The sequence below is a fragment of the Vibrio panuliri genome, from assembly GCF_009938205.1.
Classification (GTDB): Bacteria; Pseudomonadota; Gammaproteobacteria; order Enterobacterales; family Vibrionaceae; genus Vibrio; species Vibrio panuliri.
The window spans coordinates 2,352,095-2,365,230 of sequence record NZ_AP019654.1 but is presented as its reverse complement, the minus strand read 5'-3'; the positions used below and the strand labels follow the sequence as shown (position 1 = coordinate 2,365,230).

14 protein-coding genes and 1 riboswitch are annotated in these 13,136 nt (G+C 46.1%); of the genes, 11 read left to right on the top strand and 3 right to left on the bottom strand.

The features are described 5' to 3' along the window. The first annotated feature begins 196 nt into the window (after positions 1-196). Positions 197-1,582, top strand: a complete 1,386-nt coding sequence (gene luxO, locus GZK95_RS10655) for a quorum-sensing sigma-54 dependent transcriptional regulator LuxO (RefSeq protein WP_075708497.1) — start codon at positions 197-199, stop codon at positions 1,580-1,582. Positions 1,583-1,591: 9 nt separating this feature from the next. Then, positions 1,592-1,930 (top strand): quorum-sensing phosphorelay protein LuxU, encoded by a 339-nt coding sequence (luxU, locus tag GZK95_RS10650; RefSeq protein WP_075708495.1) that lies wholly within the window; start codon positions 1,592-1,594, stop codon positions 1,928-1,930. Here luxU and GZK95_RS10645 read toward each other — a convergent pair. Further along, positions 1,916-2,803: a YvcK family protein gene (locus GZK95_RS10645; RefSeq protein WP_075715871.1), complete on the bottom strand. Its 888-nt coding sequence runs from the start codon at positions 2,801-2,803 to the stop codon at positions 1,916-1,918. The two genes, luxU and GZK95_RS10645, sit on opposite strands and share 15 nt — an antisense overlap. A gap of 260 nt (positions 2,804-3,063) precedes the next feature. Further along, a riboswitch (molybdenum cofactor riboswitch) is annotated at positions 3,064-3,201 on the top strand. Here GZK95_RS10645 and moaA point away from each other — a divergent pair. From moaA to udp, 9 genes are all read left to right on the top strand, one after another. After that, positions 3,190-4,179 (top strand): GTP 3',8-cyclase MoaA, encoded by a 990-nt coding sequence (gene moaA / locus GZK95_RS10640; RefSeq protein WP_075715872.1) that lies wholly within the window; start codon positions 3,190-3,192, stop codon positions 4,177-4,179. It overlaps the preceding riboswitch by 12 nt. A gap of 72 nt (positions 4,180-4,251) precedes the next feature. Beyond that, positions 4,252-4,764: a molybdenum cofactor biosynthesis protein B gene (gene moaB, locus GZK95_RS10635; RefSeq protein WP_075708489.1), complete on the top strand. Its 513-nt coding sequence runs from the start codon at positions 4,252-4,254 to the stop codon at positions 4,762-4,764. Positions 4,765-4,793: 29 nt separating this feature from the next. Further along, positions 4,794-5,273: a cyclic pyranopterin monophosphate synthase MoaC gene (gene moaC / locus GZK95_RS10630; RefSeq protein WP_075708487.1), complete on the top strand. Its 480-nt coding sequence runs from the start codon at positions 4,794-4,796 to the stop codon at positions 5,271-5,273. Further along, entirely contained in the window at positions 5,270-5,515 is a 246-nt protein-coding gene (gene moaD, locus GZK95_RS10625) for a molybdopterin synthase sulfur carrier subunit (RefSeq protein WP_075708485.1), read from the top strand. The genes moaC and moaD overlap by 4 nt, the downstream gene beginning before the upstream one ends. 1 nt (position 5,516) lies before the next feature. Next, complete coding sequence (gene moaE, locus GZK95_RS10620) at positions 5,517-5,972, top strand: molybdopterin synthase catalytic subunit MoaE (RefSeq protein ID WP_075715873.1); 456 nt, start codon at positions 5,517-5,519, stop codon at positions 5,970-5,972. Between the two features lie 202 nt (positions 5,973-6,174). Further along, positions 6,175-6,591: a CBS domain-containing protein gene (locus GZK95_RS10615; RefSeq protein ID WP_075708481.1), complete on the top strand. Its 417-nt coding sequence runs from the start codon at positions 6,175-6,177 to the stop codon at positions 6,589-6,591. Between the two features lie 90 nt (positions 6,592-6,681). Beyond that, positions 6,682-8,133, top strand: a complete 1,452-nt coding sequence (locus GZK95_RS10610) for an MATE family efflux transporter (protein ID WP_075715874.1) — start codon at positions 6,682-6,684, stop codon at positions 8,131-8,133. Positions 8,134-8,197: 64 nt separating this feature from the next. Further along, on the top strand, positions 8,198-10,498 hold the full coding sequence (locus GZK95_RS10605) for a zinc/cadmium/mercury/lead-transporting ATPase (protein ID WP_075708669.1): 2,301 nt from the start codon (positions 8,198-8,200) through the stop codon (positions 10,496-10,498). 250 nt (positions 10,499-10,748) lie between these two features. Next, positions 10,749-11,507: a uridine phosphorylase gene (udp, locus tag GZK95_RS10600; RefSeq protein ID WP_075708477.1), complete on the top strand. Its 759-nt coding sequence runs from the start codon at positions 10,749-10,751 to the stop codon at positions 11,505-11,507. 99 nt (positions 11,508-11,606) lie between these two features. On the opposite strand, the gene GZK95_RS10595 is transcribed toward udp, so the two are convergent. Further along, on the bottom strand, positions 11,607-12,086 hold the full coding sequence (locus GZK95_RS10595) for a YehS family protein (RefSeq protein ID WP_075715880.1): 480 nt from the start codon (positions 12,084-12,086) through the stop codon (positions 11,607-11,609). Between the two features lie 98 nt (positions 12,087-12,184). Then, positions 12,185-13,036, bottom strand: a complete 852-nt coding sequence (locus tag GZK95_RS10590) for a hypothetical protein (RefSeq protein ID WP_075715875.1) — start codon at positions 13,034-13,036, stop codon at positions 12,185-12,187. Between the last annotated feature and the right edge of the window lie 100 nt (positions 13,037-13,136).

Genomic DNA, 13,136 nt, shown 5'->3' with positions numbered 1-13,136 from the left:
AAGTTCACTAACAACGTCAGTTGGCTAGGTGACCCATTAGGGTCATTTATATAACAGCACTATTCATGCCAATTTTACTCCCTATAAAACTGGGGTTTTTTAGCATATTCACCACTTTTATCGGTCATGATTTGCAAAATGCAATGCGCAATGCAATTATTGATACAAAATGCAATTAAAAAACCTTGGCTAGGCTATGCAACAAAATACCCCTACACAAAAAAATAGATACCTCTTGATGGTGGAGGATACGGCATCGGTTGCCGCTCTTTACCGTTCTTATCTCACGCCTCTTGGCATTGATATCAATATTGTTGGTACGGGCCGTGACGCGATAGACAGTCTTGCTTTCCGTACTCCTGATCTTATCTTGTTGGATTTACGTCTGCCTGATATGACGGGTATGGATGTTCTGCACGAAGTGAAGCAGCAAAACCCCGATGTCCCGGTGATATTTATGACTGCACATGGGTCTATCGATACCGCCGTAGAGGCGATGCGGCATGGGGCACAGGACTTCTTAATTAAGCCTTGTGAGGCCGACCGACTGCGTGTCACCGTCAACAATGCGATTCGTAAGGCGAGCAAACTCAAGACAGAAGAAGGGGTCAATCAGGGCTATCAAGGTTTTATTGGCAGTAGTCAAACCATGCAGGCGGTTTATCGGACGATCGACTCCGCGGCGGCGAGTAAGGCGAGCATTTTTATCACGGGTGAGAGTGGTACGGGTAAAGAAGTGTGCGCTGAAGCGATACATGCTGCGAGTAAACGGGGCGACAAACCTTTTATTGCCATTAACTGTGCCGCCATCCCGAAAGATTTAATTGAAAGTGAGCTATTTGGGCACGTGAAAGGGGCATTTACCGGCGCTGCAACCGATCGTCAAGGTGCGGCAGAACTTGCTGATGGTGGCACACTGTTTCTCGATGAGTTGTGTGAAATGGACTTGGATTTGCAAACCAAGTTATTGCGTTTTATCCAAACCGGTACCTTCCAGAAGGTGGGTTCATCGAAGATGAAAAGCGTGGATGTGCGTTTTGTTTGTGCAACCAACCGTGATCCGTGGAAGGAAGTACAACAAGGGCGTTTTCGCGAAGACTTATACTATCGCTTGTATGTGATTCCTCTACATTTGCCGCCATTACGTGAACGGGGCGAAGATGTCATTGAAATTGCATACTCTTTGCTTGGCTTTATGTCGAAAGAAGAGGGGAAAGACTTTATTAGGCTCTCTCCTGAGGTGGTCGATTGCTTTTCTCGCTTCGAATGGCCGGGTAACGTTCGTCAGTTGCAAAACGTGCTGCGTAATGTGGTAGTGCTGAACAATGGCAAAGAGATTCGTCTGGATATGTTACCACCGCCATTGAATCAACCGATGTATGACAACGTGATTACCTTGCAGCAGGAGAAAGAAGTGCTGTCGGTTCACGAAATTTTTCCATTATGGTTAACCGAGAAACGTGCAATAGAGCAAGCGATTAAAGCTTGTGAGGGGAATATCCCTAAAGCTGCGGGATACTTAGATGTCAGTCCGTCGACCATCTACCGCAAGCTACAAGCATGGAATGAGAAACAACTATAGTAGGGTCGTATGAACATTATCAACCAACACCAAGTTGAACGCTTAAAACAAGAAATCGGCGCTGATAACTTACCAATATTGTTGGATATATTTCTAAGTGAGTTAAAGCAATATGCTGAGAAACTGAGTCAGCCCAATGGCGATCAAGATGTGTATTTAAAAGAGATTAGCCATGCACTTAAAAGCAGTGCGGCAAGCTTTGGTGCAGAAGCGTTATGTAACTTGGCGATTGATTATGATGGGGCGGCAAAGTCCGGGCTGGCACTCACCAGCCCAGAGTGTAAACAACAGATGATGGACCTCCTTGAGCAGACACATCATCAATATGAAGTGTTACTCAGGCAGTAGCGCAATAATCGCGGCATGAAGTTTCTGACGGTCATGTCGCCAATCACGATTTGGTGATGCCAGATCCGCTTGCATGCAGTTCCATGAACTGAGTTCAGGGTGAGGATCTGCGCCTAACACCACATCGAGCTTTCTTCCCTGACAAGCACGTTCACACCATTCGAGTTTTTCTTGCAGTGACATTCTGCCTGCGGGGCCAAATTCCGGTGATAAGTTTTCGACAAACACCAGTTTCGCTTCTTGATTATTGGCAATCGCGCGCGCAACTTCAGGGAGTAGCAGTGGTGGCATCACGCTCGTTAAGAAACTACCTGGGCCGAGAATAATCAAATCTGCAGCTTCAATGGCTTGCACACCTTCTTTGGTCGCAGGCACTTCTGGTTCCAGATCTAACCGTTGCAAGTCGGCTTCCATTTCATCCACACTGCTCTCACCAGTGACCCACTTGCCTTGCTTTGAGAGTGCTTTTAAATCGGAAGGGTGTTCTGACATCGGTACGATGTTGACGTCGACCTTGAGCATGTTGCGGATGAGGTTGATTGCGTCTAATGGACGAACAGAAAGGTTGTCCAGCGCGGTCAGCATTAAGTTGCCAAGGTTATGGCCATCAAGTTCGCCAGCGCCTTTGAAACGATACTCAAACATCATCGAACTGATGGAGGGCTCAGTAATTAACTGGTTAACACAGTTACGAGTATCTCCCCATGCAATGCCCCCCTGACAATGACGAATACGTCCTGTAGAGCCACCATTATCGGTTGTCGTGACGATGCCTGTGGCGTTACTGCCAAAATCTTTAAGTGCCGCGAGCATGCGACCTAATCCGTGTCCACCACCAATAGCGACGATTCTTTTTGTTGTGTAGATTGTCATGTGCTTTTCTAATTTCCACTAAACCAACTACAATTTAAGGTAATGGATTCACATTAAACGCACAACTTAAAGATAGTTGTTGAGGTGTGATCTTTATTCGCGTGCCAGAGTAATTCGGCGCAATTGTGAACGTGTGAGTGGATTAATTGAGTAATCAGCCAGCTTTTTTTCATTCTAAGGGTGGAATCCCTCACAGAATTTAAGTATTTTATGCGGTAGCTGCTGTTATATTGTCAATTTTATAAATTGCACCGATGTAATGGTTGCCATAACTCCGAGCTCAGTAAGCTAAGTTCATTGAAGAATAGGCTTTGTGAGCCAGTGACATGATGTCACAAGGGCATACTTGGAAATGACTATGCCTCCCGTGTTTGGAAAGGTGTTCCGTGGCGCAACAATTAGAAGATAAATTTCATCGCAAGTTTTACTACTTGCGTCTCTCCGTTACAGATGTCTGTAACTTTAAATGCACATATTGTTTACCTGATGGCTACAAGCCTTCGGGGCAAAAAAACTCGTCTTTTTTATCACTACCTGAAATTCAGCGTGTTGTTCGCGCGTTTGCTGATTGCGGAACAAGCAAAGTCCGCATTACAGGTGGTGAGCCAAGTCTACGTAAAGATTTCACGCAGATCATAGAAACTGTCGCCAGCACTAAGGGTATCCGCAAAGTCGCAACGACGACCAACGGTTATCGCATGGAAAAGCAAGTCGAGGAATGGCAGCAGGCCGGCCTGACTCACATTAATGTCAGTGTCGATAGCCTAGATCCGCGACTTTTCCACCAGATCACTGGTGAGAACAAGTTCAATCAAGTAATGGCGGGTATCGACAGAGCTTTCGAGGTTGGTTACTCACAGGTCAAGGTCAACGTGGTGTTGATGAAAGACCTCAATTCACACCAATTGCCGTTATTTCTTGATTGGATTAAGCACCGTCCAATACAACTGCGCTTCATTGAGTTGATGCAGACTGGTGAGATGGATGAGCTTTTCCAAAATCATCATGTATCCGGTGTACAGATTCGCAATCAGCTGATCGCCAATGGCTGGCTACTCAAGATTCGTGAGAAAAACGATGGCCCTGCACAGGTTTTTGTTCACCCTGATTACCAAGGTGAAATTGGCTTGATCATGCCGTATGAGAAAGGATTTTGTGAAAGCTGTAACCGACTGCGAGTGTCGGCCTTGGGTAAATTACATCTGTGCTTGTTTGGCGACCACGGGGTTGAACTTCGTGATTTGCTGCAGCAAGATGAGCAAGAGCCTTTGCTCATTCAACGTATTCAAGAACAGTTGCAAACCAAATCTGTGAGCCACTTTTTACAAGATGGCAATACAGGTATGACGCCACATTTAGCATCAATTGGCGGCTAGTCAGCACTTCCAACTAATTTATTGTCGACATAGAGCGGCGAACAAAACTAATCACGACAGGTAGGTGAGCAAATGGGTCATGCAGAAAGCAAGTTCCAACCAGCAAATATTGCAGTTCTAACCGTTTCTGACACACGTACAGAAGAGAATGATACATCAGGTCGTTTTCTGGCGGAAAATGCACAAGATGCAGGTCATAACATTGTTGATAAGCAAATCGTTATTGATGATATGTACAAAATTCGTGCGATCGTATCTCAATGGATTGCAGACGAAAACGTGCAAGCCATTATGATCACAGGTGGAACAGGTTTTACTTCACGTGATAGTACGCCTGAAGCACTTAAACCGCTATTCGATAAAGAAGTAGAAGGTTTTGGCGAGTTGTTCCGTCTTGTTTCATACGAAGAGATTGGCACGTCGACTATTCAATCTCGCGCCATTGCTGGCTTTGCTAACCACACGGTGATCTTTGCAATGCCTGGCTCTACAGGTGCGTGTCGCACTGGTTGGACGAAGATCATCAAGCAGCAGCTTGATGCAAGTCACCGTCCATGTAACTTCATGCCACACCTATCAGTTTAATTGCTGTTTTGATTTAACGCGGAGCACTAATGAGCCAGTTTACCCATATCAACGCTTCGGGCGAAGCAAACATGGTCGATGTATCGGGCAAAGCAGAAACAGTACGTGAAGCACGCGCTGAAGCTTTTGTTCATATGGCACCAGAAACCTTGCAATTGATCACATCAGGTCAACATCACAAAGGTGATGTGTTCGCGACAGCGCGTATTGCCGGTATTCAAGCTGCGAAGAAAACGTGGGATCTCATTCCACTTTGTCACCCGCTATTGCTGTCAAAAGTGGAAGTGCAGTTAGAAGCGAACGAGGCGGAAAACTACGTACGTATCGAATCTGTCTGCAAATTGGCTGGTAAAACAGGCGTTGAAATGGAAGCCTTGACGGCTGCATCTGTTGCCGCTCTAACGATTTACGATATGTGTAAAGCGGTACAAAAAGATATGGTGATTAGTCAGGTTCGTTTGCTTGAAAAGCTAGGCGGTAAGTCAGGACACTTTAAGGTGGATGCATGATTAAGGTTTTATTCTTCGCACAAACACGAGAACTCGTCGAGACAGATGAACTGCAACTTGAGGGTGAGTTTGCTTCCGTTGAGGCGTTGCGAGCTCATTTAGCCGCCCAAGAAGGTAAGTGGGATTTGGCTCTTGACCCTGGTCGTCTTTTGGCAGCGGTGAACCAATCTATCGTACCACTTTCGCATCCAATTAGTGCTGGTGATGAAGTGGCGTTCTTTCCTCCGGTTACAGGGGGTTAAGATGGATCCGCGAGTTGCAGTACAGGTAGAAGACTTCAACGTAGGTGATGAGTACCAAGCGCTTGCACAAAGCCATGCGTCAGGTGCTATCGTGACTTTTGTCGGCAAAGTTCGTGATATGAACTTAGGTGATGACGTGGTGGGTCTGTCGCTTGAACATTACCCAGGTATGACCGAAAAAGCGTTGGCAGAAATTTGCGATCAAGCTGAGCAGCGTTGGCCGTTGGAAGGGGTGCGTGTTATCCACCGTGTGGGTGATATGAATGCTGGAGACCAAATCGTCTTCGTTGGCGTAGCAAGTGCTCATCGCGGCGCCGCATTCGAAGCGTGTGAGTTTGTTATGGATTATCTCAAGACCAAAGCACCGTTTTGGAAAAAAGAACGCACGACTGAGTCAACCCGCTGGGTGGACTCGCGCGATTCTGATGCCAAAGCTGCTGAGCGTTGGAATAAGTAACGCTGCGTTTAAACAGGCAAGTTTTAGTTAAGGCCACTGGTTTTCCGGTGGCTTTTTTTATGGGCAAAATAGTTTGATAGTTAACACCTATTAGAAAAATTGCTGCATCCCATTTAGTAAAATCAAGAAATTAGGCGACACTTACAGTAACGAAGTTTTTACTTAATAGATTTTAGTCAGTGGCGTGACATAGGAGACCAACATGGAATCGTTAAAAGTAAGAGACTACATGAAATTACAAGCAGTAACTTTTACACCCGAGATGTCACTGAGTGCTGCATTGGACAAAGTGATGGGTTCGGATTATCTCGGTGGCCCTGTCCTCAATGAACAAAAGGAAGTCATTGGTTTTTTATCAGGGCAAGACTTGCTTGATAAACTGATCAAGGTCAGCTATTACTGCCAAGACACCCATATCGTCAGCGATTGTATGTACCCAGATGTGTTATCCGTTTCACCGGAAATGTCCGTGATAGAATTGGCTGAGATGATGCAAGTGGGTAAGCCAAAGGTCTATCCGGTGATAGAAAATGGTAAGTTGGTCGGGATTATTACCCGTAAAGACGTGTTGCGCGCAATTGCTAAAAATATCGATGCGTGTTTTAAACATCCCGTGTGATAATGATTTTATCAGTTGAAAGGCGCTAAGGCGCCTTTTGTTTTACCCGCGATCTTGACCGTAGGATCGACATTGACCTAAGGAGAGGTAATGAGCGAGCAAAGTGCCAAGTTTCTAGAAGGGTCTACCATGCGTCATATTTTGGTGATGTCTGGTGCAGGTTCTATTGGTTTAATGGCGCTGTTTGTGGTCGACCTACTTGATATGTTGTTTATCAGTATGCTCGGACAAGTGGAGTTGGCGGCGGCAGTAGGGTTTGCGGGTACACTGGTTTTCTTTTCTACCTCAATTTCCATTGGTTCGTCGATTGCGATGGGGGCACTAGTCTCAAAAGCGATCGGCAGTAAACAGTTCACTTATGCTCGAGCATTAAGTGCCAGCACTATGCTGACTGCTTTTGCGATCAGTTGTGTCGTCAGCATCATTATGTACTGCTATATCCCGGAGCTATTAGCTGCTATCGGTGCACAAGGTTTCGTTGCCGAAAGAGCACAAGCTTATTTGGAGATCCTTATCCCGAGTGGTCCTATCTTAGCACTGGGTATGGCGGCTGGAGCAGGGCTTAGAGCGGCAGGGGATGCGAAGCGCTCCATGTGGGCTACATTGGCTGGTGGCATCGTCAATGCGGTGCTTGACCCTTTATTTATCTTTGTCTTTCAGTGGAACGTAGAAGGGGCTGCGGCTGCTTCCGTTATCGCTCGTATTACCGTTTTTGCCTTCTCTATCTATCCGCTCGTGAAAGTACACGATTTGGTTGCGATGCCTTCTTGGTTTGCATGGAAGTGCAATGCAAAAGCGATCTTAGCGATCGCTGTACCCGCTATCATCACCAATATCGCGACGCCAATTGGTAATGCGATCGTGACTTCCTCAATTGCACAATTTGGTGAAGACTTTGTCGCCGGCTTTGCTGTTATTGGCCGTTTAACCCCGGTCTGTTTTGCGGTGATATTTGCCTTGTCCGGTGCGGTAGGACCGATAATCGGGCAGAATTTTGGCGCAGAGCGGTTCGACCGAGTAAAAGAGACCCTCAACAATTCATTGATTGTTACGACTGTTTATACCTTGTCAGTCTGTATCGTGCTGTACTTGGTGCAAGGAATGGTGATCAGTGGCTTCAGCCTAACTGGCGACGCCGCGCTGATTGTGGCTACATTTTGTACCTTTGTTGCGATAAGTTTTATTTTCAATGGTATGCAGTTTGTTGCAAACACGTCGTTTAATAATTTAGGCAAACCCCTATACTCCACCGCACTAAATCTTGGTAAAGCCACACTCGGCACGTTGCCGTTTGTCCATTTGGGAGCTTTGTGGTTCGGGGCTGAAGGGGTTTTGTATGGTCAAGCGGTTGGAACCATAGTGTTTGGGATCATTGCAATGTGGGTATTACACAAGCACATTCAAGATCTGATGCAGGGAGACGTGGCGGAGTTGGAAGTCAAAGATCCTGCGATCACCAGTCTAAACACCGCTCCGTTTTGCAGTCATGATGCGGTTCTGATAGAGGATGTAGCGGCGAATAAAAGCAAATTAACGCAATAACCGCTTGACCTTGGAGTGCACTCCAAGGTTTATGCTCAAGGTGTACTAGATAGGAGAATCAATGATGTGCACCAAACATGAAGCATGCCGCTCAAACAAAGTGGCAATGAACCCCACCCAAGCGACTTCTTGCTCTAGCCCTAAAATTACCAGTATTAAAATGGCAACAGTAGCAACGACAGAACCGGAAAGTTGCTCAAGTTCCGCGTGCTGTAGCGGTACTGATCCAAGTGATGAGGAAAGCGACAGTTTTAGCTCCCAAGCTCGTTTTAGCCATAGCTGGAAAATTAATGGTATGGACTGTCCGTCTTGTGCCAAAAAAATAGAAACAGCTGTCAATAAACTCGATGGCATTGTCGAAGCCAAGGTGTTGTTTGCCACCGAGAAGTTAGTGGTGAAATCAAACGATATTGCAGTGGCAACTTTGGTTGAGCAAACTATTTTAGATACCGGTTTTACGTTTCTCTCCCCAGATCAAAAGTCCGCCCAGTCTCAACCGACAGGGTGGAAGTCAGTCGTTAAGCAAAATAGTCAGATTATTGCGATAGCTTCAGCGATGGCGGTTGCGGCAGTTATTAAACCTTTTCAACCACAAGTTAGCGAATGGTTGTTTATTTTAACCTGTCTGGTTGGACTCTATCCGATTGGTAAAAAAGCCATTTCGTTGGCGAAATCAGGAACCCCTTTTGCTATCGAAACACTGATGAGTGTCGCAGCTCTTGGTGCTTTGTATCTTGGCGAAAGCGTTGAAGCGGCGATGGTGCTGCTGCTCTTTCTGATCGGTGAACGCCTTGAAGCCTTTGCAGCCTCTCGAGCTCGTAGTGGCGTACAAGCATTAATGGAATTGGTGCCAGAGACGGCAACAAAAATTGTCGATGGTCAGCGTGTTGAAGTCTCAGCAAGCGACTTGAATCAAGGCGATGTTATTGAAGTATCGCCAGGGGGGCGATTACCAGCAGACGGTAAAATTTTATCTGGTGCCGCGAGTTTTGATGAGAGTGCATTGACTGGTGAGTCGATTCCTGTTGAACGCTTTGTCAATGAACCCGTGATGGCGGGGGCAGTGGTCGTTGATAAAGTGATTCGCCTAACCATCACTTCACGACAAGGTGAAAATGCCATTGATCGAATTTTGCATCTGATTGAAGAGGCAGAATCACGCAAAGCGCCATTGGAGCGGTTTTTAGATCGATTTAGCCGCTGGTATACACCTTTAATGATGTTAGTGTCAGCGTTAGTTATCATTACGCCGCCATTGTTGTTCGCTCAACCTTGGGAAACCTGGGTGTATCGCGGTTTGGCGTTGCTGCTGATTGCTTGTCCATGTGCTTTGGTGATCTCCACACCAGCTGCGATCACTTCTGGTTTAGCGGCAGCGGCACGACGTGGTGCATTGATCAAAGGTGGTGCGGCACTTGAGCAACTCGGTCATGTGGAATCTGTCGCTTTTGATAAAACAGGCACACTGACTAAAGGTAAACCTGAAGTTACCGATGTCGTCACCGTAAGCGGTGTTGACGAAACTTGGTTGCTGCAGCATATCGCAGCGATTGAAGTTGGCTCAAGTCATCCTTTGGCGACTTCGCTAGTGAAGTTAGCCCAAGACAGAGAAATTACATTGCCTGAGGCTAAAGACAAGCAAGCATTAATTGGCAGCGGTATTCAAGGCTTTATTGCTAATGAGTGCTTCCGTGCGATTGCGCCCAGCAAACTGGAGTTTGCACTTGAACCTGAACTGGAGCAGCAAGCAGCCCAGTTGGAGGAGCAAGGTAAAACGGTGATCATCGCGTTGAGAGAGCAGCAAGTCCTCGGCTTAATTGCATGGCAAGATACCTTGCGAGACGATGCCAAGAAAGCGGTTCAGGCGCTTAAGGATCTGGGTATTCACTCAATTATGTTGACTGGGGATAATCCGCGCAGTGCTGCGGCCATTAGCAGCCAGATTAATATTGATTTTCAGGCCAGCTTGCTGCCACAAGATAAGGTGCATTATGTTGAGCAACTATCGTCGCAACACAAGGTTGCAATGGTAGGTGATGGTATTAATGATGCCCCGGCAATGAAAGCGGCGAGTATTGGTATTGCGATGGGTGGGGGCACCGATGTTGCGCTGGAAACCGCTGATGCGGCAATTACCCATAACCGTTTGGTTGAACTCGCGACAATGATCGAGCTCTCTCGTGCTACCTTGAGCAATATTAGACAGAACATTGCGTTGGCCCTAGGACTCAAAGGGGTGTTTTTAGTGACGAGCTTGCTCGGTATTACAGGGCTGTGGGTAGCGGTGCTTGCTGATAGTGGTGCTACCGCGATTGTTACATTAAATGCGCTGCGTCTGCTTAAGTTCAAAAGTCAGCAAGATTAATTGATGTATCACTGATAACGGATTGGAATAGCCACACTTAGTGGCTATTCTTTTTTATGCAATAGGATGAACTAATACACATCATTATGTGATGCCAACCGTTTTTACGTGCAAGTTCGCTATTCATTACTTAGTTAAGTGTGACTCCAATCACTCTTTATTGGGTTTTAGTTGGTTACATTAGTTGCGTACCCAATGAATTTATAGATCGAGTGTTAAACAACAACTCGACACATTAAGGAGTTTCCTCATGTCTCAAGCTGTATTCCATTTAGGTGTTAACGAAACCGATCTTGCTGGTGCCACTCTGGCGATCATTCCTGGCGATCCTGCTCGTGTACAAAAAATTGCTGAGCAAATGGAAAATCCGGTTTTTCTTGCGAGTCACCGCGAATACACACTTTACCGTGCTGAGTTGGATGGTAAACCTGTCGTTGTATGTTCAACGGGCATTGGTGGTCCATCGACTTCTATCGCAGTTGAAGAGTTAGCTCAATTGGGCGTTCGTACCTTCCTACGTGTTGGTACAACTGGTGCAATCCAACCTCATGTAAATGTGGGTGATATGATTGTAACGACTGGCTCTGTTCGTCTTGATGGCGCGAGCCTGCATTTTGCACCAATGGAGTTCCCTGCGGTGGCTGATTTTGATGTTGCAACGGCAATGAAAGCGGCGGTAGAAGAGTCAGGCGCCCCAGTTCATATGGGTGTGACAGCATCAAGTGATACTTTCTACCCTGGTCAAGAACGTTACGACACATTCACTGGGCGTGTGGTTAAGCGTTTCCAAGGCTCGATGCAAGAGTGGCAAGATATGGGCGTACTGAACTTTGAGATGGAGTCCGCCACCTTGTTGACCATGTGTGCAAGCTCTGGCCTAAAAGCAGGTTGTGTGGCTGGGGTTATTATTAACCGCACGCAAAAAGAGATCCCGGATCATGCGACGCTAAAAGAGACGGAAGCGCGTTCAATCAAAGTGGTTGTTGAAGCTGCGCGTAAAATGCTTTAACTCATTTCGATACAGAGCGTTACCCGTATAAACACCGCTTTGTATTGATGGAAAAGCCCCCAATGCTGAACATCAGTGTTGGGGGGTCTTTTTTTGGGATTAGCCAGCGTACTCGCTAGAGTCTGGACGTTGTGTAAACTGTACTCCGTTTAAAAAGTCACACAGCAACTCATCACCACACACTTTGTAGTTCTTATTGTTTGGCTTGCGGAAGTATGCGCCAATCTCGTATTTGCTGAGACTGATCCCCATCAGTTCAAGAGCATCTAAGACATCTTCATTCTTCATATTTAACGCGATACGCAGTTTCATAAAGATCATGTTGTTGGTGAGGTGCTGCTCAGGTTTAGGTTGTTCACCCTCTTTTTTGCCACGCTTGAGATTAATGAAGCCATTCAAAAATACCGCGAGATCTTTATCCTTCATCTTGGCAAATGACTTTTCACTCTCTGCTTTTAGCCAGTTGTTCACCTGCTCTGCTGCGACAGTGATATCTGCTTGCTCAAAAGCCTTAATGATTTGTGCGTTTTTCAGGTTTAAAGCGTGCTGGATGCGACGCAATATTTCGTTATTAGTCAAAGAAAATCCTAAGTAGCTAGTCATCCGACGGTTTTCGTCGCTGAGTCTTAATATTGAGCGCGACTCTACCAGAGATTGAGTTTGACCAACAGAGTTAATCATCCTGACTTAACGGTGCTTTGCACTTCTGTCACCGAGTTTGCATAATCGATTTCTGGTAATGGCTTATACAAGCTGTGGGTCATTTCCGCGAGCATGTCGTCGTAGACTTGGGCAATCAGTTGCGAGATATGGGTTGTTAAGTTGTAGAGTTGGCTTTGAGTGAGACCCAGTGGATCATTGCCAATGACACTGTCGAGCTCGTCGAGAACCTCGATACCCATCGGGGAACGTATTGGCAATGGGCTGATTAGACTGAGTTGGTGAAGTTTGTGGCGAATTTTATCGCCATAATATTTAATCCGCATCTCACCAATGGACTGGTCGGCTTCTTGAATGCAAATACGCAATTGAGTGAGGACTTCCATGCTATCGAGGATTTGTTGCCAGTTGATATGGTATTCATCGCTTAGATCTGCTCTCCCTGACTCAATGAGCCAAGTCAGCGCGATATCGTCAATGAGGAACATACAGTGGCGAATCGCGGTACCATGAATTCTTTGGTTGCGAGCGGAAGTACGTTGTTGCCAATCGTTACCCAATCCTTTGAGTTTGAGCTGCAGTACTCGATACATGGGTTTGTTGTCGAAACTAGCAAGGCCAATTAGTTTGCCGGATTCTTGGTATAGCGCTTGTTCAAGTTGCTTAACTTCAGGCAAAACCGCTGCGTAATCGCGATGAGAAACGCCTTGATGAGTTAACGCTCTATGTTGGCGGCAAAGCTCCATGACCAAACGTAGTGAGACGATTTGTTGATAGTTGCGCGACTGGTACTGAGAGCGCTGTCGTGAGTAATGGTAGATTAAGACCAAAATTAAAATCGAGACCGACATTGATGCGATGACAAACATAGCGACTCCTTGCTGTTTGTGACTTTATCTAATGACAGCACTAACAATGCCAGTTATTAATGCATTAAATTTCAATATTTTATGTTTTTGTTGTCTCTGC